The sequence below is a fragment of the Methanosarcina barkeri str. Wiesmoor genome (assembly GCF_000969985.1).
Lineage (GTDB): Archaea > Halobacteriota > Methanosarcinia > Methanosarcinales > Methanosarcinaceae > Methanosarcina > Methanosarcina barkeri_B.
This window is the reverse complement of the sequence record NZ_CP009526.1, coordinates 1,089,459-1,115,494: the sequence shown is the minus strand read 5'-3', so window position 1 is coordinate 1,115,494 and position 26,036 is coordinate 1,089,459. Positions and strand designations below refer to the sequence as shown.

General features: G+C 40.0%; 22 protein-coding genes, 3 tRNA genes and 1 pseudogene. 10 read left to right on the top strand and 16 right to left on the bottom strand.

What is annotated here, in order from left to right; all coding sequences use genetic code 11:
• The first annotated feature begins 176 nt into the window (after positions 1 to 176).
• Both MSBRW_RS04960 and MSBRW_RS04955 read left to right on the top strand, forming a co-directional pair.
• A complete protein-coding gene (locus MSBRW_RS04960) occupies positions 177 to 863 on the top strand; it encodes an ABC transporter ATP-binding protein (RefSeq protein ID WP_011305107.1) in 687 nt (228 codons plus the stop codon).
• Between the two features lie 79 nt (positions 864 to 942).
• A pseudogene (locus tag MSBRW_RS04955) lies at positions 943 to 1,395 on the top strand (transposase); the annotation flags it as partial.
• A 436-nt stretch (positions 1,396 to 1,831) separates the two neighbouring features.
• On the opposite strand, the gene MSBRW_RS04950 reads toward MSBRW_RS04955, so the two are convergent.
• Entirely contained in the window at positions 1,832 to 2,125 is a 294-nt protein-coding gene (locus MSBRW_RS04950) for a hypothetical protein (protein WP_011305109.1), read from the bottom strand.
• Between the two features lie 579 nt (positions 2,126 to 2,704).
• Between MSBRW_RS04950 and MSBRW_RS22865 the strand changes: the two genes are divergently transcribed.
• The 5 genes from MSBRW_RS22865 to MSBRW_RS04930 all read left to right on the top strand — a co-directional run bounded on the left by MSBRW_RS22865 (position 2,705) and on the right by MSBRW_RS04930 (position 6,378).
• Entirely contained in the window at positions 2,705 to 2,857 is a 153-nt protein-coding gene (locus MSBRW_RS22865; RefSeq protein ID WP_196298029.1) for a GyrI-like domain-containing protein, read from the top strand.
• Between the two features lie 63 nt (positions 2,858 to 2,920).
• Positions 2,921 to 3,187, top strand: coding sequence for a hypothetical protein (locus tag MSBRW_RS22860; RefSeq protein ID WP_196298028.1), 267 nt, complete (start codon positions 2,921 to 2,923; stop codon positions 3,185 to 3,187).
• 947 nt (positions 3,188 to 4,134) lie between these two features.
• Entirely contained in the window at positions 4,135 to 4,305 is a 171-nt protein-coding gene (locus MSBRW_RS21780) for a GyrI-like domain-containing protein (protein ID WP_155398116.1), read from the top strand.
• Positions 4,306 to 4,933: 628 nt separating this feature from the next.
• Positions 4,934 to 5,494 (top strand): hypothetical protein, encoded by a 561-nt coding sequence (locus MSBRW_RS20110; protein WP_011305110.1) that lies wholly within the window; start codon positions 4,934 to 4,936, stop codon positions 5,492 to 5,494.
• Positions 5,495 to 5,940: 446 nt separating this feature from the next.
• Entirely contained in the window at positions 5,941 to 6,378 is a 438-nt protein-coding gene (locus MSBRW_RS04930) for a DUF2795 domain-containing protein (RefSeq protein ID WP_011305111.1), read from the top strand.
• A 566-nt stretch (positions 6,379 to 6,944) separates the two neighbouring features.
• On the opposite strand, the gene MSBRW_RS04925 is transcribed toward MSBRW_RS04930, so the two are convergent.
• The 3 genes from MSBRW_RS04925 to MSBRW_RS04915 form a co-directional block, all read right to left on the bottom strand.
• Positions 6,945 to 10,799 carry an AAA family ATPase gene (locus tag MSBRW_RS04925; RefSeq protein ID WP_011305112.1) on the bottom strand — a complete coding sequence of 1,285 codons (3,855 nt, stop codon included), beginning with the start codon at positions 10,797 to 10,799 and terminating at the stop codon, positions 6,945 to 6,947.
• Positions 10,789 to 12,102, bottom strand: coding sequence for a metallophosphoesterase family protein (locus MSBRW_RS04920; protein WP_230669967.1), 1,314 nt, complete (start codon positions 12,100 to 12,102; stop codon positions 10,789 to 10,791). The genes MSBRW_RS04925 and MSBRW_RS04920 overlap by 11 nt, the downstream gene beginning before the upstream one ends.
• Before the next feature lie 365 nt (positions 12,103 to 12,467).
• Positions 12,468 to 12,839 carry a DUF2283 domain-containing protein gene (locus tag MSBRW_RS04915; RefSeq protein WP_011305114.1) on the bottom strand — a complete coding sequence of 124 codons (372 nt, stop codon included), beginning with the start codon at positions 12,837 to 12,839 and terminating at the stop codon, positions 12,468 to 12,470.
• A gap of 611 nt (positions 12,840 to 13,450) precedes the next feature.
• On the opposite strand from MSBRW_RS04915, the gene MSBRW_RS23210 reads away from it, so the two are divergent.
• Positions 13,451 to 13,588, top strand: coding sequence for a type II toxin-antitoxin system HicA family toxin (locus MSBRW_RS23210; RefSeq protein ID WP_329957357.1), 138 nt, complete (start codon positions 13,451 to 13,453; stop codon positions 13,586 to 13,588).
• 142 nt (positions 13,589 to 13,730) lie between these two features.
• Here MSBRW_RS23210 and MSBRW_RS04910 read toward each other — a convergent pair whose 3' ends face one another.
• Together MSBRW_RS04910 and MSBRW_RS04905 are read right to left on the bottom strand one after the other, a co-directional pair.
• The gene (locus MSBRW_RS04910) at positions 13,731 to 14,279 is read right to left on the bottom strand and encodes a DUF234 domain-containing protein (protein WP_230669965.1); all 549 of its coding nucleotides are present in this window, start codon (positions 14,277 to 14,279) and stop codon (positions 13,731 to 13,733) included.
• Between the two features lie 466 nt (positions 14,280 to 14,745).
• Positions 14,746 to 15,234 (bottom strand): NUDIX hydrolase, encoded by a 489-nt coding sequence (locus MSBRW_RS04905; RefSeq protein ID WP_011305115.1) that lies wholly within the window; start codon positions 15,232 to 15,234, stop codon positions 14,746 to 14,748.
• Between the two features lie 389 nt (positions 15,235 to 15,623).
• On the opposite strand from MSBRW_RS04905, the gene MSBRW_RS04900 reads away from it, so the two are divergent.
• Positions 15,624 to 16,394, top strand: coding sequence for a DUF429 domain-containing protein (locus tag MSBRW_RS04900; protein ID WP_011305116.1), 771 nt, complete (start codon positions 15,624 to 15,626; stop codon positions 16,392 to 16,394).
• Between the two features lie 137 nt (positions 16,395 to 16,531).
• On the opposite strand, the gene MSBRW_RS04895 is transcribed toward MSBRW_RS04900, so the two are convergent.
• From MSBRW_RS04895 to MSBRW_RS04870, 6 genes are all read right to left on the bottom strand, one after another.
• Positions 16,532 to 16,616, bottom strand: a tRNA-Leu gene (locus MSBRW_RS04895).
• Positions 16,617 to 16,748: 132 nt separating this feature from the next.
• Positions 16,749 to 16,833, bottom strand: a tRNA-Leu gene (locus tag MSBRW_RS04890).
• A 298-nt stretch (positions 16,834 to 17,131) separates the two neighbouring features.
• A complete protein-coding gene (locus MSBRW_RS04885) occupies positions 17,132 to 17,932 on the bottom strand; it encodes a DNA-directed RNA polymerase subunit D (protein WP_011305117.1) in 801 nt (266 codons plus the stop codon).
• Between the two features lie 84 nt (positions 17,933 to 18,016).
• Complete coding sequence (locus MSBRW_RS04880) at positions 18,017 to 18,397, bottom strand: 30S ribosomal protein S11 (RefSeq protein WP_011305118.1); 381 nt, start codon at positions 18,395 to 18,397, stop codon at positions 18,017 to 18,019.
• Positions 18,398 to 18,399: 2 nt separating this feature from the next.
• Positions 18,400 to 19,050 carry a 30S ribosomal protein S4 gene (locus tag MSBRW_RS04875; protein ID WP_011305119.1) on the bottom strand — a complete coding sequence of 217 codons (651 nt, stop codon included), beginning with the start codon at positions 19,048 to 19,050 and terminating at the stop codon, positions 18,400 to 18,402.
• Positions 19,051 to 19,072: 22 nt separating this feature from the next.
• Positions 19,073 to 19,561: a 30S ribosomal protein S13 gene (locus MSBRW_RS04870; RefSeq protein WP_011305120.1), complete on the bottom strand. Its 489-nt coding sequence runs from the start codon at positions 19,559 to 19,561 to the stop codon at positions 19,073 to 19,075.
• A gap of 392 nt (positions 19,562 to 19,953) precedes the next feature.
• On the opposite strand from MSBRW_RS04870, the gene MSBRW_RS04865 reads away from it, so the two are divergent.
• The gene (locus MSBRW_RS04865; RefSeq protein WP_011305121.1) at positions 19,954 to 21,261 is read left to right on the top strand and encodes an IS4-like element ISMba6 family transposase; all 1,308 of its coding nucleotides are present in this window, start codon (positions 19,954 to 19,956) and stop codon (positions 21,259 to 21,261) included.
• Between the two features lie 263 nt (positions 21,262 to 21,524).
• On the opposite strand, the gene MSBRW_RS04860 is transcribed toward MSBRW_RS04865, so the two are convergent.
• From MSBRW_RS04860 to MSBRW_RS04845, 4 genes are all read right to left on the bottom strand, one after another.
• A complete protein-coding gene (locus tag MSBRW_RS04860; RefSeq protein WP_011305122.1) occupies positions 21,525 to 23,093 on the bottom strand; it encodes a hypothetical protein in 1,569 nt (522 codons plus the stop codon).
• Positions 23,086 to 23,793, bottom strand: a complete 708-nt coding sequence (locus MSBRW_RS04855) for an ATP-binding cassette domain-containing protein (RefSeq protein WP_011305123.1) — start codon at positions 23,791 to 23,793, stop codon at positions 23,086 to 23,088. Before MSBRW_RS04855 ends, MSBRW_RS04860 begins: the two co-directional genes overlap by 8 nt.
• A gap of 535 nt (positions 23,794 to 24,328) precedes the next feature.
• A tRNA-Ser gene (locus MSBRW_RS04850) sits at positions 24,329 to 24,411 on the bottom strand.
• A 222-nt stretch (positions 24,412 to 24,633) separates the two neighbouring features.
• On the bottom strand, positions 24,634 to 25,650 hold the full coding sequence (locus MSBRW_RS04845) for an RNA-guided pseudouridylation complex pseudouridine synthase subunit Cbf5 (protein WP_011305124.1): 1,017 nt from the start codon (positions 25,648 to 25,650) through the stop codon (positions 24,634 to 24,636).
• Between the last annotated feature and the right edge of the window lie 386 nt (positions 25,651 to 26,036).

The window sequence follows — 26,036 nt, the reverse complement described above, 5'->3', positions numbered from 1 at the left end:
AAAATTATCAATTCCAGATTATTTTTGAGCTGATATTGGATTACTTGAAAACACATAGTATATGATAAACTTTCTCTTTACTTGTTTTTGGATAAAGTTCGCATTAAATACTCGAGAGCATCTGGCTAGAATATAATCAGGTAATATTAATACCCTCATTGTAAGATCTTAAGAACATGTCTGCTGAACCGTTAAATAACGAACTGATAAAATACGAAAACATAGGGATTTCTTTTGAGAACAGACAGGTACTCTCAGGCTTCAACTTGACCGTAAAGAAAAACCAAAAAATTCTCCTGCGGGGAAAGTCCGGAACAGGAAAAACCACCCTCTTAAAAATACTGCTTGGTTTTACAAAGCCTTCGGAAGGCACCATCTATTTCAAAAACCGGATAATTGATTCAAAAATCTGCTGGGAAGCCCGAAAGGAAATTGCTTATATAATACAGGATACTGACCTTGGAGAAGGGAAAGTCAAAAGCCTCTTAGATGAGATCTTCTCTTACAGGGCAAATAAAGAAAAACTAGACCATGAAAAACTGAGGGCTTTTATGAGGGAGCTAGAGCTGGAGGACGATATTCTTGAGAAGAATTTTCAAGAGCTTTCGGGCGGAGAAAAGCAGCGAATAGGAATCCTCATTGCCCTTCTCCTTAACAGGAACATATACCTGCTTGACGAAGTCACTTCCGCTCTTGACGCGAAATTAAAAAAGAAAATTGCAGATTATTTCCTTGCCCGAGAAGACTGGACCCTCTTGATCGTTTCCCATGATAGAGAATGGGAACGCGACTGGATGGAGACAATAGATCTTGAAACCAGGTTAAGGGGAACTTCCAGAATCACTCCTCAAGCAAAACAATAAACAAAACAATAAACGAAACGAGAAACAAAACAATAAACAAAACAATAAGGCAGTGTAGCGAAAGTTCTGGAAAATATGATTGACTCTATATCCTTTTTCTTCACCACAAAAAATAGGATGTAGAGTCAATGGTTAATCTATTCTCATTCATAAAAGATCATCTTGTCGATCAGGAAGATGGAATTCGTCAGCTAATTACCTGGTTTTTAAATCTTGTTATGGAGGAGGAAGCCCTCCTCCAATCTTGTGCACAACGTTATGAGCGTACTGATTCACGAAAAGCCAGTAGAAACGGCTACAAACCCCGCACTCTCCTTACCAAATATGGAGAACTTGAATTGTTAAAGCCTCAGTTCCGTGAATTTCCTTTTGAAACTCAGGTATTTGAAAAGTATTCCAGGGTTGAAAAGTCCATATTAGCTGCTGTAGCGGAATCTTACTTCCAAGGTGTTTCCACCTACGGGTGGAAAAGGTCATGACTGCTTTAGGAGTAGAGAGAATCTCAGCCTCTTCTGTTTCCAGAATTACTCAAGGCTAAAAATTAGTGAGGGTCTTTGGACAAATCTGAAAAATGCGCACACTTACTTGTTTAATCGGATTTGAGAGCCTTCCTCTTGATTACGATGTCACAGGAAATTACTCCCACAATCCAATTTTTACAATTTTTCATGAATAATCTGTTTTAGTCTCTTATTATTAGATTATCCCCAGCTTTTCATAAATAATCTCAAAGGTTGTCCTTAATTCCTATTTTTAATCCCCGCTTTAATTCATGTTTTGACCCATATTTTGACCCATGTTTTTAACAGGTACAGTTTTGAACTCAAGAATGCCTGCGAAACGTGCCTGTAGAGTTTAAGCTGAGATAATTCCCGGAGAGATGTGAAGATCCTTTAAATCCTCGTTTTGCAGGGATAAAGCCTGAAATATTCCCGAAATTCCACGAATTTCAGGGAAAACTTTAAAAATTATACATTTCCTGAGACTGCATTCCGCAGGCAGGTTTCCCAGTCTTCAGGATTATCTATATTGTCGCACTGCCACTCAAATTCGCGCCTTGCAAGCCTGATGGTTGCACGTGCTTTTTTGAGTGGAACCAGCTCTTTTCCGACATCACCAATGCCCCCGACCTCCAGACAGCTTACGATATCGATCATAAACTTTTCCAGACTCTCTGCAGGTATCGATTCGTTCCTTGCATGGATTTCTGTGCATTTTGCAAGATATTCTGCAAGTACTCGGATCAGTTTCGCGTCACGCATGATTGTAACTCCTTTGTACGATAGGTGGGGCAATGAACCTCGTCACACTGGGCTTTAGATTTGATAATCAAAACAATTATGACATTAATAAAAATGCGGACATATCTTCCTGAGTTCAGTCAGGACCTCTTCAATCCTGATTTTTCAGGGACAGTACCTCAAACAGCAATTAAAAATATGTATTTTCGAATCTTAAAGCTTTCTAAATAATCGTATTTGAGAGAAATTATGTACATGTGGACACCAGCTGAAAGTTTCTAATTTAGTGTAAAGTGTCTTTTCTACTACTTTCTACTACAGTTATGAACTAAATTTATAGGTGAGACTTTTAATCTTCTTTTTAGCATAAATTTCCATTTGATCTCCATCTTATTATCCAGGATATTCAAATATCTGGCATGGATGAAAATTTGACGTGCCTGAGTATTAGTGTTAAAGAAATATTAAACCGCAAGTCTCTACAAATCTCTAGACATATCAACTGATTATTACGAAAAACACAGAAAGAAAAACCAATAATAACTGCCTGTTTTTGACTAATTTGAATATAGCGCGGTTAAAAATCAGGAGTGATCTAAAATGCCGAAAGTAGATTTAAAAAAAGAGAATAAAGAAATGTACAATCCATCCGCAAAAGAAGTATCAATCGTAGACGTTCCTGAAATGAATTTTCTAATGATAGACGGCAAAGGCGACCCTAATACCTCACAGGAATATCAGGATTCCATATAAACGTTGTTTTCAGTATCTTATAAAGTTAAATTTATCACTAAAAAAGAGAACTCGCATGATTATGTGGTAATGCCTCTTGAAGGATTCTGGTGGGTTGAAAATCTGGCAGATTTCAATATTCAAGATAAAAGTGGCTGGAAATGGACTGCAATGATAAGACAGCCTGACTTCATCACTAAAGACATGATAAAAAAGACCATACAGGAAGTCGAAAAAAAGAAAAAACTACCTGCACTTTCAGTCAATATACAGGCTTCATGTACATTCTTAGCAACATCAATTCCGACATTCAAATACACTTCTCTGAGCCCCCACAACACTAATTTATAGGCCAAGAACCAAATATCCCTCTGCTCTCTACAGATCGTAAGCTCGTAGAAAATTGCCAGACTATGCGATGGCAAAGCTGTAACAGTTAAATTGCCGGAGAGCCGTAGGAGTGGATGGTAGTAGTCTATTCAAGCCAGAAAATGCTGTAAGTTACAAAAATACCCTCTCAGCCTACGTTTGTTTTATGAAAATGCAGCTATAAAAATAAAGCTGCATATTACCCTTTATACGAGTTACAAATATTAAAAAAATCAAATTTACAGTTTTTTTCTGCCTATGTACTAATGAAGTTCAAATTTTGAATTTACCTGTTATCCTGTAAACATGAGAAAGAACTACAAAAATCCCCATTAAAAAACCTAGCCATAATGCACAAGGAGCACAATTGTTATTGGGATTCATATAATAATAGTTAAAAATAATCATTAAAAATATGCATATAGTAAACATAATTTTTCCTTTTAAATCATGACTAGTCATTTTGAATACCTCATTGCTACATTTTTTTGGTTTTAGCTATTGAACATATTTATTTATCTTTATCACTTAATATATTGCATTAAATATATAAATAAAGGAGTTGTCCGACAATTATTACTAGTAATAAAAAAGTGCTAAAAAGAAAGCAAATAAGACCTTTGAATCAAAAAAAAAGGAATTATTTTATTACTAAAGGTAATTGTCGGACAGCTTGAAAAGGATGGAGTATGCTTCGGGACGCCCGCCCAGTTACTTGGAGACAGATGATTAAGTATCCTTTAACAAGGTTTCCTTAACATAAGTGATTGAAATTTTGACCTCGGTTTCCGATCCGAGTTACTGTCTCTATAAAAGGAAACTATGGTTTAGAGATTCAAAGAGAAATACGAAGAGTCGAGGGTTCACTTCATTCCCAACCTAAAGAATGGGGTATTCGTGACCCTCTGCGCTCCCGTTGTAATAAAGAAATGTACAATCCATCTGCAAAAGAAGTGTCAATTGTAGACGTTCCTGAAATGAGTTTTCTAATGATAGACGGCGAAGGCGACCCTAATACCTCGCAGGAATATCAGGATTCCATAGAAGCATTGTTGAAACCGAAACGCATTCAGTATCTTATAAAGTTAAATTATCTCTGAAAAAGAAAACTGACTCAGTACCAAAATCCAGTGATAAATGTAAAATTCAAAATCACTAGATTTTGTAATTGACCACAGTCCATATGATATAACTCAGAGGTTGAAGTCTTAAGATGTCGAATATTGATTTTGATGAAAACTGGATTCTTCTTGTTAATTCAGATTTTCAATCAAGAAATGCAAAAATCACTATATTTTGGAACAGATCCAGAAAACTCGTAGGATTATGTGGTAATACCTCTTGAAGGATTCTGGTGAGATGAAAATCTGGCAGATTTTAATATAAGCCAGAAAAACTTAAAACTATCATAAGACAACCCATGAAAAGAGGAAATTAAAATAATGAATAGATAACAAAATAATGAACAGAGACTTGAAACTCGTCGAGAACTGCTTAAGATATTTTTTGTTTGGGTTGTTCAGGTTCATGTTTTTCATATTATTCAATAATTATTAAATCTAAGGAAAATTTATTCTATTATACTTATCTAGTTTCCAACTATCTAATAAATACTCAGATAGGAGTAAAATTTGTTTAATAAAATTTGTTTTTATCATAAAACAATATCTGTTGAAGTCAATCTATAGATAATAGTTTAATAAGTCTTAGCGATTTGAAGGAACTGAAATGTTGACCGAGGACGAAATCTTTGCCAACGAAACTTATACCATAGATCTCTTAAAAAAGATAAAAAGAAAAGGAGTTAAAGATTACATCCAGTACATTGAAAATTCAGATTTCTTTTCTGCACCTGCAAGTACAAAATATCATAGAGATTATCCTGGCGGACTTGCGGAACATAGCCTCAATTTATTAGAGCCGCTGAAATTATCTAATTCCCGCCTTAAGAAAAAAGAGCAACTTCCTGAGGATTCTCTAACAATTATTGCTTTGTGTCACGACGTCTGTAAGGAAGGATTATACGTTGGAGATTATGGAAATTATCGAACGTTAAAAGGCCATCCTGCAAATAATAAACATTCAGTTCTTTCTATTGAAAGGATTAAGAAACACATAAAACTGACACGCATTGAGAGGGACATAATCCTATATCATATGGGGCTGTTTTCATGCTATGAATACTGTATGGAGTACACCCCAGAGGATTTGATGAGAGCTATAAAAAGACATCCTCTTGTACAGATATTTGCAGCTATTGATATGGAAGAAACTCACTGGCAAAGATAAAAATCAAGCTTTTTAAGAAAGTTATTTTTTAATTTCAAGATTTTAGACTTTTTAAGACAAGTTGTTTTTTAATTTAAAGGTTTATTTCATAACAGAAAGGATGTACATTTTTCAGAGCTGTTGATTAAAACTTGATAGCAGAGACTTTGAATTGGGGTATGAAAAATGAATTATCACCTTACTAACCTGAGTACACTAGCTTGAGTACACTAGCTTGAGTACACTAGCTTGAGTAATCCTCTCTTAACAAACATTTGGTTTGAATTCTTTTTATATTAAACTAGAGTAGTAATAAAGAGGAAATAAAGGAATGGTGGGAAATTAAATTGGGGAAGGCTTTGGAAACTTAAATTTAGAAAATGAACTTATCAAGCAAAGAGTAAACCAGCCTTAGATCAGCAAGGAACTCCGGGGAAATAAAATCACAATACGGGAAAAATTACAATATGGGAAAAATTACAATATGGGAAAAATCACAATACGGGGAAAATCACAATATGGGGGAAAAAGCAATGCAAGCAAGTACTACTGAAGTTCAGAGTATTTTAGGAAATATAAAATATCCTGCAACGAAGAATCAGGTCATCGACGAAGCCCGAAAGCAGAATATTATTGGTGACACAATGCAGGCTCTTGAAAACATTCCAGACCGGGAATACAACAGCGCTGATGACATTATCAATGAATTTGAAGGTTTTCAAAAGGCTGTCGAGATTTTCCATAACAGGAAATATCCTGCAACAAAGCAGGAGCTCATCAATGAAGCCAGGAACCTTCATGTCCGCGACGTAATAATAAGAGCTCTTGAGGCCTGCCCGGATAAAGAATACTCCAGCCCTGCTGATGTTATCAAAGAATGCAGAGCCAGCCGACAGAGAAGATAATTTGGTTCTAGAGTAGCCCAGCCGCCAAAAACAGAAGATTAAAGCATAAGATCAAAAACAAAATGGAAAAACTGTAACTCCAGCTCCGATCGCCCTGGGCCCTGAATTTTTGGAAGTTCAGTAGAAGATATAAAAGCAGGCAACGCACAGTTAAACATTTGGTAAATCCAACCCTTTTTAGTTTATTAAGAATGATTGAGCTCTTCTCAAAATTAATTCGATTCCATTTGTCATCGGTTAAGGAATTTTCTTGCCTGATAGCTATCGATTTTGCATTAGAAGCCAGCCTTAAATTTTGACCGATTTACATGAAATCGATGCTCTGTTCCATTTTACAATTTATTGAAATATTTGATATATGTTGAGGAAATTGATGCAATTTGTCACGATTCCTCACTTAACCGAAGACGCATGAATTCGATTCTTAAATCCGTAAAGTTTCAGAGATATTCCCATTATAAGAGAATCAATAATTATTTGAAATATACGACTAAGAAAAGTAATATTGAGTTTTGGAATTAACTCATTATGTGATCTATCAGGCTCTTTTACGCTTTAGCTCCCTTTTATACTGCGTCAAGGTCTACAGCCCTGGTTTCAGGAAAACTTTCTACAAGCATCCGTACGGTTTCGGGATGGCAAGTGAAATAAAAGATCTGGTTATCTGATGCAAGGTCCTTTATGGCTTCACAGGTGCTTTTGCAGCGTTCAGGGTCAAAATTCACCAGCACGTCATCAAAAACAATCGGAAGAGATTCCGAATGCCTGCCGAATTCCCTGATGAAACCGAAGCGCAGAGAGAGATAAAGCTGTTCGGCTGTTCCCCTGCTGAGTTCCTGAATGCTCTTCTGACGCCCGTCCCGGTCTTCAACATAGATTTCGGTAGAGTTGAGTGGGGAATAAATCCTCGTGTACCTGCCTCCGGTAATTTTTGAGAAAAAGGCCTGGGCTTCCACGATAACTGCAGGCTGCCTTTCCTTTTCATAGACTTTAACTGCTTTAGCAAGGATCTCACGAGCTAGAACCAGAGAAGCCCATTCCCTTGACTTTTCGTGAAGTTCTTCCAGCAGGCTTTCCTGCATTACTCTTGTCAGAGAACCTTCACTTCCTTGTTCGAGCTGCCCAATCTGGTTTCGTATCGCTCCGCGCCTGTCTATAGTATCTGAAATATCCTGTTCCAGAGATTTCAGGCATTCCTCCAGCCTGCGATTTTCTTCTTTCAAACCTGAAGGATCAGAAGCTTGCAGTTCTTTTATGAAAATCCTGTACTCTTCGTCACTTCCGGAAATTCTCCAGATCTGCTGTTCAGCTTCTTTTTTCCTGTTTTCTAGCTCGGTTCGTTGAGCCCAGAGCCGGGAGTTTTCATAAAATTCTTCTTCCGTCTCTGCAGAACCGGAACCAAGAAGGACTGCAAGCTCTTCTGCAGCTTCTTTGTATTTATCCCGTGCTGCCTCAAGTTCAATTTTGAGTTCTTCCGATTTGGTTTTCAGCTGCTGCAGGTTTCTTGCCTCATCAGATGCCTTTTCAAGGTCTGAACGAAGTTTTTCAACCTGGGTGTCAAAAGAAAGTCCGGAAAGCGGACGTCCACATACCTGCATTACCCCGGCTACCTTTGCTTCATAGGCTTCTATCGACTTTCTGCTGGAAGCTATCTGTTCTTCAAGTTTCCGGATAGCCCGCTGCCTATCAAAACATGTCCAGATTACCGAAAAGATTTCAAGCACACTTTCTACTGAAAGTGAAGGGTCAAGACCGTAAGTCCCAAGCCAGTTAGTCCACTTTTCTGCAAAGGCATTACGTGTCTTTTTCTCCTCAAGGAGCCGGGCTTCCAGCTCTTCTTTTTTACGGTTAAGGCCTTCAGACTCAGCCTCAAGTTTTCTCACTCTTTCAGCCTGGTTAAATGCAAAACTCACGTCCTCCCTGAGCTTTGCTATTTCACTTTCAAGTGCAATTCCTGAAATAGGCCTTCTGCAGGCCTCCAGAATACTACAGGCTTTTTCTTCGTACTTTTTAACAGTAGCTTCTTTGAGCTTTACCTGCTTTTCCAGTTCTTTTATATTCTTTTGTTTTTCCAGGCAAGCCCTGATTGCAGAAAAGATCTCAAGAACATGTTCAGGAGAGAGCTCTGGACTGAGCCCTGAAGAAATAAGCCATGCTTTCCATTCCTGGAAAATTTCTTCCTGATTTGCCTCTTGTGCCCGGATAGTTTCTTTAAGTTCAATGTAATTTGAATTTAACTTATCCAGCTTCTTCTGGAGTTTTTCCTCCCTCTGGCGCAGTTCCCAGGCAGTCTTCAACTCAACCATGGCCCTCTGCAGCTCATCGGCTTTCTGTTCTCGTACTGATGGGTCAGGAATGTCTTCAAAACCACACTTTTTTGCACGGGCTTTCATGGATGCTTTCAGTGCACTAATCTCTCTGAACAACTTTTCCTTTGAGTCCTTTACGTTCTGTTTTCGGGATTCAGAGTCCTCCAGGTGCTCTTCCTCGGCAGGAGGGATTGAGGACTTATTAGTAGCTTTCAAGAAGTATACCGCAGAAGTAGCGAAAAGGAGTAAAAATATGACAAGTCCGGAAAGTAGGGTGCCGTTAATGCTCTCATATACCAGGCCAATGCAACCTGCAAGCAGAACCATTCCTGCAGGCCAGAGGGGTAGCCCGTCCTCATGTTTGGTTTCCCGAGGTCTTAAAGCTGCAAAAAGCATCTCTTCTTTTTCCAGGCCTTTGAGTTCACCTTCTTTTTCCCTCAAGAGAGGGTAGGTCACCCTGAGATAACTTACAGCTTCAAGATCCTGCTTCACCTCTTCAGGCCTGGGGAGGATCGAGTATACCTCAATTTTCTCTTTGAGAACTTCGATTTCCTCACAGACTTCTTTAATTTCTTCAAGGGCAAGTTCGAGTCTGTCGCGGTATCTTTCAATTGTTTTTTCGGCCTCATCCATTTCCCTTTGTTTTCTGAATACAGTTTCTTTTGAAGGAATTGAGTGCTCGAAAAGACCAAGAGCAGTTTCGTCCCATCCTTCCCCAAGCCCTGACAGAGTTTCCCTGAGTTCAGCCTTTCTATCCTGAAGTTCCTGAGTTCCGGAAAGAAGAAAGTCCTTATCAGCCTGGTATTTTTCGATTCCGTTTCCAAGTTCGACAACCTGGTCTCTGTGTACGAGAAGACTTTCTTCAAAAAGATCATTTTCCTGAAGGACTCTTTCAATGCTGTTAAGGATCTGCTGGAGTTCGTTTCCGGTCTCTTTTATTTTATCCTCAATTTCGTCTACTGACCTTCGCATCTGAATAACGGATTCCTTTGCAGGAATAGAGCGGTCAAAACGCTCCAGAGCTTTCTCATCCCAGGCTGGCCCAAGTTCCAGAAGAAGCTCAGAAAGCTCGGCTTTTTCCTGCCTGAGGTTCATTTCCAGAGAAGGGAGCACTTTTTCTTCAGACCTGTACTTCTCAATTCCGCTTCCCAGTTCCAGCACCGCATCTTTTTGCTTCAGAAGGCTTTCGTCCGGGGAAAGGTTTCGTTCTTTAACGGCATTTTTATCCAGGTCCTGCTGCAGCTTCGAAATAGTTTCCCTTATTTCTTCAATTCTTTCCTGAACCCTCATAAGCTTCTCTTCCCCTTTTTCAGGGAAACTCTCAAGTTCAGGTAAGCTTTCAAGGGTAGTTTTTGACTCACAGAAGATCTTCCAGTCTTCCCAGATGGAAAGCAGGTTTTGAATGTGATTTAATTTTTTCCTTATATTCTGAGACTTTTCTTTTAGTTGGCCAATCTCCAGGGTTTTCTGTTCCAGTTCGAAATGGAGAGAATCATATTTTTTCTGGACCCTCTCAAATTCGGCAATTTTTACTTCAGTTTTTCCTATTTTCCTGAACAGCTCATTTATGAGGGGTTTACTACCTCTAGGCCTATACAGGCTGTTTTCAACGCTGCTGATTGAGTTCATCAGTCCTGAGATGGAAACTCCAACTCCTGTGCCTGCACTGTATAGTTTACTGTTGATGCTCTGGTCGTTCAGGGTCTCAAAACTCTGAAGTTCTTCAAGGCCAAAAGCATAGATATTTTCAAAGACATTTCTGTCTGCGTGGCCCAGCAGTTTAAGGAGTTCAGCCCTGCCTCCTGTATTCCCATCTGGAAGTACAACCTTTACATCTTCTTTTCGACCTGCACTTCTTTCTATGACCCATCGATCTCCAGCAGAATCGACGACTGCAAGTCTTCCCCCATGCTTTCCCCCTTCAAGTGGAGGATAAAGGTTGCAGAGCCTTGTGTTAGGAATACCGAAAAACATTCTCCGGATAAAAGTGAACAATGTCGATTTTCCGGCCTCATTTGCCCCTGTAAAAACAACCAGGCCTGAAGGCAGGCCTTCCATCGACAAACTGGAAAACTTGCCAAAACCATCAATATGGATGGCATTAATTTGCATTATCTTCCTCCGTGAGCAAGGCATCAAGCAGGATATTTTCAGCGCGCTGAAGCAGAGAATTCATCTCTTCATCATCAATTATGGAAATGTGTTTTCTCCCGTTCCTGGAACCAAAAAGCGGGGAAAGGGCTTCACGAAACTCATCCAGGGCTTTTTCATCGGTCTTCGAGCCCTCCACAATTTTTACCAGATCTCCCACAAAATCTTCCCTTTTCAGAAGAAGCTCCCTTTCTACGGGAAAAAGTGTATCATCCTCAATGCGCTCTACCCAAAGGAACTGCCGGCCCCAGGTTTCACCTTCCCTGAGCAAACGCAGGAGGTCTTCAAGAAATCCGTCTTGCCTGAAAATGTGATGCAGCGGTCCCCTTCCTTTAAGGACAAAACTGCAAATCACAGACCTTCCTCCGGAATTTTCCCTCATTTCATCAAGCTGGCTTTGAAGGCTTTCTATTAGCTCCCCTTCTTTTTCCAGGCCTTCTATGGAAATTTCCCTGATATACCAGCGGACAGAGTCGGTCTCCATGAATCTGGTAGAAATATCTCCTCCCGAAGAAACATCCACAACAAAACACCCCCTGGCTCCGTTTTCGCCTAGATGTCTGCCCTGTGGGTTTCCAGGATATATCACAACCGGAGCCTCTTTACAAACTATAGAAGGAGTATGGATATGGCCAAGCGCCCAGTAATCATAGTTAATCTTTCTGAGGTCCTGCAGAGTACAGGGTGCATAAGGGTCATGTTCCGGGTTGCTTCCCACGCTGCAATGCAGCAGCCCTATAGTAAACGGCCAGTTATCCTCTTTTCTTGGAAAGTTTTTCACAAGATTTTTCATTATGTGCCGTGTTGGATAGCTCATCCCCACTATAACAGCGGCAGTTTCTCCTTCTTTTTTGAATTCCACAACTTCGGCCCTGTCCCCACTCATGATATGTACGTTTTCGGGCCAAGTTAGGCTTGCCGACCAGCCGTCAAGAGGATCGTGGTTCCCGTGGCATATAAAAACCTGAATCCCGGCAGTTTCGAGTTTCCTGAGCCCCTCTATAAACCTCACCTGCGCATAAAGGCTCTTGTCAGCACTGTCATAGACATCCCCCGCAATAAGCAAAAAGTCAACTTCTTCCTCCATACAGAGTTTAATAATTGCCTCATAAGCCTGAAAGGTAGCTTTCGCAAGCCTTTCCCCAAGCTCAGGATCAATTTCTGAAATTCCTGTAAATGGACTGTCAAGGTGTAAATCCGCAGCATGGACAAAACTCAAAGTCCTAACCCTGCCAGAATTTGTCGACATTTTTGTTTTTTTCATTGGAGATACCACTAACATATTTAGAATATTTATACCTCCAACTGTATATAAAACCCAATCAAATATTCTGGTTTGAGGGCTTCAGAAACAAGTGTTTAAACCCATAGTCTGCAGTATTTTTTTTGAAAATCACTATTTTTTCTGATAATGTTTTTGAAGCAAATTAAATTAATTTTGACATTTAATGGAACCTGGCGAAAATTGAATGTTATCTTTTTTGTCTCTAAATACATCAATAGAGCTGCTAAACAAATTATCTGCCAAAAGTTGGTTAAGAAGAATTAAAGTTAAGGAAAATAGAAGAGTAAAAATTGGTAAGCTAAAACTGAATATAAAAGCTGAAAAATATGATACAAACTAAAAGGTCAGCAATTGAGTGCAATTCCCTGCGTGCTGGCCGGAAGATTCATGCTGTTTAATCCCAGAGTATCAAGAGATCTGTTAATCAGGCCATTTCTCTTATACAGCCTCATTTCCATAGTTATTTTAATATTTTCTTTACTGATCTCAATATTCGCTTCAAAGTGTTTGATGTTGATCAAATCCATTTTTGAAACATTAAATTTCTCGGAAACATCAAGAATCTCAATTCCTATGATATAATTATCTTCACTTACATCAAGTATTATGCCGTCCAGATCAATAGATGATCTGTATTTCTTATCGCTCCCATAAAAGAAAATGCTGTCACTCTGAATATCGTAATCGTATTTATTCACCTGAGAGCCCTGAAGCATTCTCTCTCCTCCTTTTCTTCGAATCTACAAGGAAACAAGTTATCAGATTAATGATTATTGGGTTGGGATTCTTTACACTTATTATGATTATGAGATCGTGATTCTCACTAAGATTGTAGTAAAGTTTGAACGTGTTTTCATTCTGTTTTAAAATACCAACAGGTTTTTTTCATTGAAAATAATATCGTATATATCATAAACATCTGGATGTATATCATTTTTCCGTTCATTTGCTCGTGTTTCAAAATGATGGGTCACACGTAGATTACTCACATCTATTTTTGATAAATATCTTAAAGGTATCTACGTCCAAAAAGTCTCCTCAGATTGCTACTTTAATTATTGAGATACATCTTCTATATAATACATAATAAATCTGACTTCGGGTAAAAAGTGCCCATGACCAGAAACTTTAAGCCGGTGTCTTCCAAAGAGAACTTTTTTTTATAGCCTCGAAGACGAGGACGTCAAAATTCCTGTCGTCAGACAGGTTTTTACCACAATGGTAGAGGTCTCTTCTCATGCCAAAACTTCCCACTCCATAACCTCTTGAAGTCATTAAGGCTCTCAACAGCCAGGGATTTCAGGTCATATCTTAGAAAGACAGCCATATCAAAATTAAAAAGAAGACTCCAGATAAAACGCTCGTTGTTATCGTCCCGGATCATCCGGAAATTCCGGTAGGGATATTGAAATCTATAATCTGGCAAGCCGGGATAACCGACGACGAGTTTATCAAGCTTCTGTAATCAAAAACGAACATGAAATTTTGTCCCGTTTATTTTCTCATTATCCCCTTTGGATTTTTTTCTCCTTTTCACAAATGACTAATCAAATTAGATCGATATACCAAAGACATCTCTTCTTTGGCAAATGCTCAACTCGAAAAAATTATGGAATAAGCTCTTCCAGTTCCCATACAAGGAATCCATCGCCTTCCAGGCGTTCTCTGCCTTTGACCTTTCTGGCCACTATCCCTACTTTCAATTCCTGACCAGATATCCCTTTTACTAATTTTGTTTTATCAAGCGTCAACTCCAGGATTTCTCTGGCCTCGCTTTCACCCAGTTCTTTATTCTTGACCTCAATTGCCAGAACTTTTCTCCCCTGGCGATTTACTCCAAGAATATCAATCTCATCCCTCTTCCTGTTCCACCAGCTCCCAATATCCGGATAATCGCTGATCATCTTTTTAACCAGCAGTTCACGAACAATATCCTCGAATATCTTGCCTGTGTAACTCTGCCATTCCTTCCGAACCTTTTCCAGCATAGGAGAATAATTGCCTGCCATATACTGGCTGTACATAGGATATACGAAGCGGCCATAGAACCTGAAGAAATTATCTTTCAGGAAATACCGTCCTCTCTTGCTTTTTTCAGGACTGTCCGTGACAGGAATCCGGTGTTCCACCCTATATTCGGCAGGTCGACATTTCATTTTCGATACTTTTTACTGATGGCAATTTTGAAATGATGATCCCTTATTGTGTGTAGTTGTGAAGTTTACATATGATCCAAACATAATATCTTATACTAAACTTTAATGGAAAAATGATTTAGTGTTTATATGCGTCGTGGGAGTTGAGCCACACGTTAACCAGCTTTAAATCCAATGTATATTTATCAAATATTCAAAAACGATATCAGGAAAAATATTCAAATTCCTTATGTCGACCTGCCGAATCTAGGTTCCACTACTCCCAGCAGGTCTATAAGGTCGTAAAAATAAGGTGACAATGAGCTAGAAGAGACATGTGTCATATCCGAGATCTCGCTCATCGAGCATCTGCCCTGCGATATTGCTGAAATTATTTCATAATATGTTGAGTGCTCCTTCCCAAATTCTTCTATCAGGATGTCCCTCACTTCATTATTAAGTGGTGCAAATTTGCAAAACTCATAAGCTATCCCTCCCGGTATACAAAGTGCTGCACACCTTCGCCTAATAAGCTAAGCAATTCTGCCGCATTCGTTGGGTAGACCTCGATATCATTCATACTGTCAATGGGAATCCAGTGAAACTCTATGGTAAAATCTCTGCCTTCAAGATGCTCCGAACTAATGAACTGTCCATCCAGCGGAATTTGCGTTTTATCAGTCAAAGTCACCTGATAATAATTACATATCTGGTGGCATGGCTTTTCGCCCCATGGAAAGAAAATCTCGGCAACCCATTTAAGATCAGTTATCGAAATGTCCGCGCCAATTTCTTCTTTGAATTCACGGATTAATGCTTCCGCGTTCGTTTCGCCAAATGAGATATGTCCTCCGGGAAAAGCAAACCCAGTATCATTTGTTGGCTTTTGCAGGAGCACTTTGTTATTATGTATCATTATCCCTGCAACACGGTAGCTGAATATCCAGTTCTCAGTCCTAAAAAGAATATCATTCATCAAAAATCTCCTATGCTTTAACAAACATTTAAAAATAATTTGGCATACTGAACGAAACGTATCTTTTTGTTGATTATACATCAAAACACATGCAGAGAATGTGAGCAAAACACAGAACAAATAAATCCCTTGAAATATATGGATTTTTCTTCAAAAGCTGTAGTTAGCAAATTCCCCATTAAGAAAATATTTTTGCCAATATAGATTAAAAGTAATAGATTTATAAAAATTAGAAAGCTAAAATATCTCCAAAGTAAAAGAAAATACCCTTTCAATGCTTCTTATTTATAAGCCATTAGTTCGGTTTTTGCAGAAATTTGAAGGGACTGTCGACTATTCCTGAATAATAACAAATAACTCCGTTCAAAGCTTCCTCTGAAAGGTTCTATATGCCTAAACTGCGAACCCTGCTTATGAACAAAAAAATGTTTGTTGGTGTAGACGGGTACAAAGCAGGTTGGTTTGCAGTTGCACTAACAGAAACTGATAGCTTTGGTGTATTTCAGTTTCCTAAAATCTCGGATCTCTATAGCTTTTTTTGTGATGGCAATACTCATGTGCGTATACTTGTGGACATTCCTATTGGTTTAGTAGATAGCAAATCTAATTTCAAGAGAAGGTTTTGTGATGTAGAAGCTCGAAGACTACTGAAATCCTACAGGCAGTCCAGTGTTTTTCCAACTCCCTGTAGAGAAGCCATCTATGCAAAAAGCTATGAAAGCGCTTGCGACATCAATGAAGAAGTTACAGGCAAGCGACTTACAAAACAAACATGGGGAATAGTTCCAAAAATTAGAGAAATGAATGATTTTCTTATAGCCACAGATTCTGCGAAGAAAAAAATAATAGAAACTCATCCAGAAGTTTGTTTCTGGGTTCTTGCCGGAAAGCCAATGGAATATTCTAAAAAAAAGAGTGAAGGTTTTAACGAAAGAAAAAAGCTACTACAAGAAATTTGCACTTCCACAGATGAAATTGTACAGAATGCTCTTTTTAAATACAGACGTAAAGATGTAGCAAGAGACGATATTCTTGATGCTCTGGTCGCCTCTGTAACGGCAAAGTTATCTTTTCAGAGAGGACTAAAATTAATCCCTGAAATTCCTGAAAAAGATTCACAAGGTCTTCCTATGCAGATAGTTTATACAACGGTTTGCTAATAGAATTCACAGCGTTGGGAATAGAAACTATAAAGATCAAGCACAGAAACATGCAAAGATCAAAACAGACTTTCAAATCAGAGGAAAGTAGAGAAAAGAAAGCAGAGAAAGAAGAAAAGCAGAGAAAAAAAACTAAATGCGAGGGATGGGATTCGAACCCACGAATTCCTACGAAACTAGGCCCTCAACCTAGCGCCTTTGACCTGGCTGGGCAACCCTCGCATAGCGATATTTTACAAATAAAGAATTTGAAATTCTTTACAAAAGTAACTCACAAAAATAATTTTTAGAAACGTATGAAAACTTGAAATTTTTAAGGTTAAATGCTTTAAATTGACAGATTAAGAAATTTAGTGCGAGGGATGGGATTCGAACCCACGAATTCCTACGAAACTAGGCCCTCAACCTAGCGCCTTTGACCTGGCTGGGCAACCCTCGCATTTCGTATTAATCTGTGTTTGATACTGTTTCATTATGATAATCCGGCGCGCTTTACGCCTTGCACTCCCTCACAATATCGTGGATAATATATAAACGTTTCGAGCCGTGAAGATTACCGGAAATAAGTTTTGAAAGATGCCAATAAGGCAGAACAGCTCCTTCCGTATTCAGGTACAGAACAATAATAGATCAGGAGTCAAAAGTCCAGAGAAACATCTGCTCATTAAAATACTCAGGGTTTTACGTGCCGCCTTAACCTCAAAAAATTGGATGTGGGACTGTTCCCGAGCTGGAGCTCAGAATTGGTCCAGAATGCTCAAGAGTTCTTCAGCTTTGCCTTTGATCACATTTGACGCATTAAGGGCAAGGTCTTTGGCTGTGTAAGAACCATCGGACTCCATTGTAAACACAAAGGCATTCTCATCGAAGCCAATTTTTATCGCGTGAATATCACAGACCTGTTCACAGAGTTTACAGAGTGAACATTTCAGGACATCTTCGCTAGAAACTTTGGCCCCTGACTCTTCAAACCGTATAATGCCTTTTGGACATTCGGCTGCACAGTGCCCACATGCATCGCAGTTTTCAATGGTTATAACAGGCACATTCTTGTAGCCGCAAGCGACTCCTGCCTGCCATTTAACACTGTCCCTGCCATAGCCCATATGAGCAAGGGCCTCAAGCACAAGCTTCTGCCCTTTTTTCAGCTCAACAATAGGAATATTGGGATCAGCCGGCTGTATCTTCGGGTCAGAGGAAATAAGATCCCGAGAATAAACCGTGCACGGACCTTCTGCACTCAGGGTTAAGGAAACCTCGCAGGCAGGACAACCTTCTCCTCCGCAGACGTCGCATTCTGCCTGTGGCACATATGTCTCTACATCCGTAACAAGCGGGATTAAGGACAGACGTAGAGCCAGCTGCTCATCATAGAGTACCGAGGTATTTTCGTAAAGGTTCACATATTCAATCGCAAGTGTTGGTACATCTGCGATCATGGCGCGCCGAATGCCGTTGGCAAAAGATGTGCTTACTTTTGAAAGCACGAATTTTGCAGATCTATCCGATAACTCCAGAATGTCTACTTCCATCGTCATATTCCTTAATTTCCCTTATATTTTAATGCATTCAAAAAAGAGAATTTTAGAAGAACTTCCGAAGAAATTCCCTGAAGAATTCTCTTATACACGTCTTCCGCCTTTGGGACGAGTGCCGTCGTGCGGGACAGGAGTAACATCTTCAATCCTGCCAATCCGGATTCCTGCTCTTGCAAAAGCCCTGATTGCAGCCTGAGCGCCGGGGCCCGGGCTTCTCTGCTTGTTTCCACCAGGCGCTCTTACCCTTATATGGATGCCATGGATACCCTTATCCCTGAGCTGGTCAGCAAGCTGGCCTGCCATCTGCATGGCAGTATAAGGAGAGCTCTCGTCTCTTGCAGCTTTTACAACCATACCACCGGAAGACTTTGCAATGGTTTCAGCCCCTGTGATATCGGTTACAGTAATAATTGTGTTGTTAAATGAAGATTTAATGTGAGCTACGGCCCATTTCATGTCTGCCATGATTATCTCCTCCCTCTCCTCTTCCTTCCGCCTCTTTCAGGAGGTTTCTCTTTAGCCTGCTTTGCTTCTGCAACAGCCCTTAAAGTGGTTGTGCTGTCTGCAAGAACAGATGCTACCTGCACAGGTCTTTCAGGATGAGATTCGCTAACAAGCGGAGAGGTTGCATAGTACCCGATATGCATTTCATCTTCCTTGGAGACAAGCATCCCCGGAACTGTAGCTTTTCTGCCGTTTATTGCGATGTGACCGTGAGTGATAAACTGGCGAGCCTGAACAACTGTCCTGGCAAGCCCGAGACGGAGAACCTGAGTCTGGAGTCTCCTTTCGAGAATATTTTCAGTTTTTAAAGAAAGAATGTCATCAATATCAGCATCTGATTTGATGATGCCATAGCGGATAAGCTTCGCAAGAATTTCTTCAGATTGTGTCTTCTGATGCCCTTCAAGTCCTCTTTCCTGAGAGTTTGCAGCGCTTGCAAGTAATCTCCGGGCTTCAGACCTGTACATTCTAAGCGTACTGGCTGCTTTCCAAACTTCTCTCTTGTTTCTGAGGCCGTATGCCTTTACAAGCTGAACTTCAGATGCCATCCTGGCTTCCTGCCAGGGGTGCCTGGGAGTCTCGAAACTTTTACTTTTTTTACCTGGATATGCCATTTAAAATCACCTGACCGGAAAATCACTTTCTCCTACTGACACCGACAGTTGACCCGCGGCGACCTGTAGATTTTGTTCTCTGTCCTCTGACTTTAAGGCCCCTTTCATGCCTGAGTCCTCTGTAGGCGCGAACCTTCTTCAGGTTGTTAATATCTTCCCTGAAAGTCAGTAAGATGTCTGTTCCCAGCAGATGCTTGTCCTGTCCTGTTGCCAGGTCTTTTTGCCTGTTCAACATCCAGGATGGAACAATTCCCTCAAAGTTTCCGATTGCGCGGTCTAGCTTTGCCACTTCTTCATCTGGCAGATATCCAAGTGTAGCAGTAGGGTCTACCCCTGCGCCTTTTGCGATAAGGATAGCGGTGCGCCTCCCTATTCCCGGGAGACCTGTAAGGGCATACTCTACGGGTTTTGCCCCCTTCAGGTCGGTATTCATAATCCGAACAAGATGCCTTATTTCTTCATTATTCTTTTCTTCTACCATATATTCCCTCCAGGGGAATGTATACAGCATCCTGTAGCCCCTGATCGAATACCCTAAAAGAATACACGAAAAAGTCAGGAGCAGCTCTCTAAAGGAGCTTCTTTACAGCACATACTGATGAATTCATTTACATGCTGTTACCAGTATATAAGGATATCTGCGCTTAGCCCCAGCTGAAAGCGGATGTTCGGAAGGACTGAAAGCCGATAGTAGAAAAGTTACTGAATGAGCCTATCCTGAAACTCAAAATTTGATTTTTGAATTTTTGATTTTTTAATTTCGTATATGGAACAGTCAGTTGAATACCTAATCATTAAACTGATCCTGAAAACTCATAGTGATTTCATGCGTCATCGGTTAAGCATTAAATTCCCTCTCTTGTATGTGTTTTTTATATTAATAATCTAAATATCTCTGTATCTATGTCTCCTTGTCCCCCACCTACTCTTGAAGACTCTCTTCGGGAAATGTTTCCCGAAGAGTGGTTAAGGCAAACTGCCAAAGAAACTGGTCTTATAGTACGTGAACGTAAAATTGACCCTGTCATTATCTTTTGGGTTTTAACTCTCAGTTTTGGTGTACGCTTGCAGCGTACACTTGCCAGTTTAAAACGAGAATATGAAACTGAGTCACAAAAAACCATAAGTGATAGCAGCTGGTACTATCGTTTTACTCCAGAACTTGTTGAGTTTCTTCACCAGTGTGTAATTCATGGCATGGAAGAGCTTGCAAAAGAACCTGGTAGGAAACTTAGCAAGAAACTCGAAACCTTCCAAGATGTTGTCATTCAGGACAGCACAATTGTTCGTCTCCATTCCTCGTTAGCAGACAGGTTTCCTGCAGCAAGATCAAGAACAGTAGCTGCAGGAGTAAAAGTTGGAGTTATGGTAAGTGCAATTGCTAACGGACCTAGAACCATTGCTCTGTACTCTGAAAAAACAGCTGAGATAAAGACATTAAAAATAGGTCCCTGGATCAAAGACCATATTCTCCTTGTTGATCTTGGTTTCTACAAAACTCAAATGTTTGCAAGAGTTGAAGAAAATGGGGGATATTTTGTCTCAAGGATTAGGAAGAATATGGACCCTATTCTTGTTTCTATTGAAGAGGAACTTTCTAAGACAAAAAGCAAAGAGTTCGCTGGAAAACCTGTTAGTGAATGTATTAAGCAACTTTCTGGAAAAGATATTGATGCAGTTGTAAAAATAGAATTCAAAAGAAGAGAGTATAAAGGCAAGCAAAAACAGGACGAGATGATTGTACGCCTTGTTGCCGTATATAACGATGAGGATGAAAAATACCACATTTACATCACAAATATTCAGAAAGATATTTTGAATGCAAAAGACATTGCAAACTTATATGGGGCAAGATGGGACATAGAACTGTTGTTTAAGGAATTGAAAAGCAAATACTCGCTGGACGTTCTTGAAACAAAGAATGTGCAGGTAATTGAAGCTCTAATCTGGACAGCAATATTGACACTAATCGTTAGCAGAAGAATCTATTCTCTTGTCAGAAAATCAACAACTCATCCTGAAAAAATGGCTAGATATACGCAGTTACGTTGGAGTACAATATTTGCAGAGAATGCATCAGATTTATTGACAGTAATTCTGCATAGATGTGGAATTCAAAGAACTTTTGAAACGATAATGAGCGTATATGAAAGTCAAGCATTAGATCCTCATGTAAACAGAGAAAGGTTTAGAGATGAATGGTTTGAGTAATAAATGAAAAATTGGATTCAAAAAGAGTAACAGAAGAAGGAAATAAATCCTTAACCGATGACCAATGATAGTGATTTAGAATAAAATAGGTTTTGGGATAAGCTCAATAATGAAAAGAACAGTTTATGTTGGCCGTGACTTGATATCCAGGCATGCTGTAAAAAAGCCGAAAAGTATCTCCACCAGCAGCAACATAATTTTATCAAAGAAATAAAAAGGGCGGTTCAACATCGTCCCTCTTTTTAGTTTACATAAAGCCGCTATTAACGCAGCTTAAATGTCTTTGGTGCAAGCCTGTATGCAAGAATCAAGGCGACGGCAATATATACAATGCAAAATACTGAAATCGATGTGCCGAAAATCAGAGTAGGGACTTTCTTACCGATGGCTAAATAACAAACGATATAAGTAAATGAATTGGCAACGGCAAAAGTGCCACTTTTTATTTCGAGATTGATATTGTAAGGCTGCAAAAGATAATATAGCACCATGTTGTGCACCGAAAAAAATACCGACATTGCTATAATGGAAACAAACAGCAGCACATAATTGAGCGCGTTATTCGTCCCGCCTGTAAGCCATAACAGAAACGGCAGCCCGAGTGCAATTACCGAAGCGGGCATCAAGTTTATCAATAGAATGGATTTCAGCCGTTCCGTAAAAAGAAGCAGAATTGCACGCGGTTGTCTGTAAAACCGGTAGGCAAGCATACTGTGGTCACAGTTCATGAACATGGCCTGAGTAATAACCTTTCCGCGATTAATAAAATACATGATGAACAAAAAATAAGGCAAAAAGGTCAGCATCATCCCGTTTATGTTCGGTTTTACCTCAGGGATAAGAAAACAGGCCGTAATGGAAAACGCAAGCACTGCAAGGGAAATCAAAGTGATATTTTTGGCTGATTTGGTCAGCAGACTGCTGTGACGCTTGACAAAAAGGTCGTTGAAATACTGATAGCCGTTTTTGCTGCTTGTTGCCTTAAGGTCTATATTCTTTTGCAAAGATTTTTGAGTAGCACGTGTAGCCATATCTTTTCTGTTCATAGCAAAACTATCCGCTGTGAGAAGTTCCTTGCAAATCCTTCGGTATTCAGGGAATTTGAACACATATAAGAAGGAAAACACAGCCATAACAGCGGAAATGACAAACAGAGCGAGAAAAACAGCTCCGTTCATGGCATAGCCGAGAAACGGTGGGAGATATGCCGCAGCCACTGATACAGCAATGCCAATCAGAACAACCGGATCGAACTTATTTTCATTTTTTGCATGGCCGGTTCGGACATACTCATGAAGCGCGAGGGCAGTAAAAATAAGTTTTACGGAAACGACAAAAAGCGGCATCACAAGACAGATAACGGTAGGCACCCCTGAAAGCCGTCCAAGAAGCAGCGTGAAAGGCAAAAATCCGACAGCGATTTTCAAAAGGAAATAGAAGTAATTTGAAAGCGTATACTCCCGCGCGTTCATTCGCATGAGAAAAATGGCATAATACTTGTCTCTGGTGGGATGAAATATATGTGTGTTGAGGAAACCGCCCGTAATAGTAAGAAAGAAAAACATATGCATGAAGCTGTTCGCAGGACTGCTTTTCATATGATCTTTTAGAAGAAAGATAATAATAAACAGATAGAGCAGCTTGCCCAAAAACATCGAGCCGATCTCCCACAGGATGCTGACGAAATTGGCAAATATTTTCATCCCCGGGCTTCGATAGAGCGAGACCGGTAGCAGCCTGTTGATGACAGGGATGGATTTGAGCGAATAGATGATGCCATTGGCTTTATATGTGTTTTTCAGCCTGAAGGACTTAATGAAAGCTTCAATCATTCTCATCCCTCCTTAGGGCCTGAAGGATCTTATCCTTAAAGGCCCCGTTGCTGAGGTCATCCTTTTCCATTTTTTCCAGAACCCCGCCGCTCAGAATCACGATCTCGTCACATAAATCCAGAGCAAGCTCCATGATATGAGTAGAAAAAATAATAATGTGGTCTTTTTTGATTTGGCGCAGCAGCGTCTTCATTTCGTCAGCGACCACAACGTCAAATGAGGTCAGCGGCTCGTCTAAAAGCAGAATGGATGGATTTGCGATGAAGCTTATAAGCATCTGCATCTTGCTCTTCATGCCATGGGAATAATCTTTCAAAAGCCTGTCGCGATCCTCGCTTTCGATCTTTACAAAATCGAAATATTCGTCAATAGGCTTAATGTCCGGAATTTTTTTCACGTTTATGTCAAGAAAGAACTTTAAAAACTCTCTGCCTGTCAAGAACTCCGGAACTACTGGCGTCGACAGAACATATCCGATATCATCAGGACAAATTTCTCTCTGCACTCCATTTTCTTCAAGGAGAATTGAACCGCCGTCAATCCTCAAATCCTCATTGATGCAGTTAAACAGCGTGGTTTTGCCTGAGCCGTTTCTTCCGAGGAGTCCGTAAATTTCCCCCTTTTCAAAGGCAAAACTCGCACCCCGCAAAACCTCCTTTTTGTCAAAACTTTTTACGATATCGTTCAGGATCAGTTTCATTTTCAATATTCCTTCTCTGTTTGTTTCCGTTTATTATTTTCATTCCCGCCTGAAATCAATCGATCATTTTTCAACGGGGTTCTTACCTTGACATTGTCAGATTAACTTATTTTTTTCGATCATAATTTCTGTATTATCCCATCTCTCCCATGCTTTTAAAAGATTTTTATTCACAGTCCCATTCTACAAATCCTATCTCTTTTAATTGAGAGCCTTTTTTACAAACTTACAACCGGTTCCAGCAAAAACATAGACTCATCAGTCCCAGGAGCAAGAATCTATTCAACTTCAATCAAAACCTCAAGTATTTACGATCCTTTTAACCTGCTTTTTATAGAAGAAGTATTCAACACTGCAGGTACAGTGGAAATCTTCCTCTTGATCTTTTTTTCGGAGGGATTCAACTATTGGTTCTTCAAGATAAAACTAATTATTAGAAGCTATATTTGCAACAAAAGGACCGGAGATGTCTGCAGATTTAAACGTAATTTAGAAAGAGCTTATAAACCTAATTTAGAAAAGGCTTAAGAAAATACGCCGAGGGGGAGATTCGAACTCCCGAGGGGCTAGGCCCCACAAGCTTTCCAGGCTTGCGCCCTACCACTAGACTACCTCGGCACAAAACTTAGACACGACTCGTTTATGCCACAACTCTTTATACGTGAATTATACCTAGCCTTTGATCAAGCTTTCTCTTAGAAAGATTGTGGTCAAGCTTTCCTTTAGAAAAGTTGCTTTGGAAAGGTTGGCATAAAGCTTATGGCACGACTTATACCATAAAGGAATAGTGATATATAAACTTTATTCTAAAAGAGGGAGGCCCTAAAAGAGTTTTATAGGTTAGGATTCAACACCATACTCTTTTTTAGTCCAACCCTTTGGATAGGTTCCTATCTCCATCATAATTCGGACTGAGGTAGCTGCAAGTCCGGTTGAAGCTTTGAGGAGCTCTTCTGTACTCATTTCAGCTTTTGCAAGGGCAACGAGCTCACCTTTAAGGGTAAACAACGCTATAAGCTCTCCTTTCTTAAGGTTCGCATCCAGGCTTGTTATGCCCGGAACTGCCAGAGCAGCCCCTGAACAGATTGCATCTACTGCACTGTCCCGCAGGATAATCTTGGGAAGGTGAGATACAGCCGTTTCCATTGGCATGATTACACGCCGGATTTCAGACTCATCCCCGTCTTCCTTCCAGAGTACATATGCATCTTTGAGATCCTGGAGGGTGACAAGTGTTTCCTCGGTAAACGGGCCTGCTTTTGTCCTCCTGAGTTCCTGCATATGTCCGCCGCAACCAAGAGCAAGTCCAATATCGTGACAGAGTTTTCTGATGTAAGTCCCGGCTTCGCATCCCACGCGAAAGAGCACAAAACTCCCTTCAATTTCAAGCACTTCAAGGTAATAGATCGTCCTTATCCTGATAACGCGTTTGACAGCTGATTTGATAGGAGGCATCTGGTAGATAGGGCCTGTAAATTCCTCACAGACCTTCCTGACCAGTTTTTGAGGCATTTCCTTATGAAGCTTCAGAAGGCAGACATATTCCTTTCCAGAAAGGCGCAGAGCAGGGACTGCCTTTGTAGCCTTTCCGAGTAAAGTGGGCAAAAGCCCTGTAACCTTGGGATCAAGTGAGCCTGCATGCCCTGCCGTACTCACGCCCAGAATAGCTTTTACCCAGGCTGCAACCTCGTGACTTGTCGGCCCCTTTGGTTTATCAATATTTACAACCCCTTTCTCAATATATTCAAGAATAGGACGCTTTTCCGGGTAAGAACCGTAAGAGGGGTTTGTCCAGGCACCGGATTTCCGGACCAGAATTCTTTCAGCTTCGGACGGCAATTTGCCAGCAGGTGACATAGTTTTTCAAAAACTCCTGAATTGAATTTATAAATGTAAACATGATGGATATACAGTAGCTTGACATAAACATGATGGATATACGGTATGACGTAAACGTGAAGGATATACAGTAGCTGGTAACACATGCATAATGAGAACGACCCTTAGTGAAAATAAATCTGAGATCTATAAATTTGAGAGTTATAGACCTGAGATTTACAAAAAGATTTACGGAAATTCCCTTAATGCATGTAAGAAGAAATTACAGCATTATTAGTTCAGTATTAATGAAGAGAGAGTTCAATATTAAGAGAGTTCAATATTAAGAGAGTTCAATATTAAGAGAGTTCAATATTAAGAGAGTTCAATATTAAGAGAGATCATATGCCGACTACTTATGATTG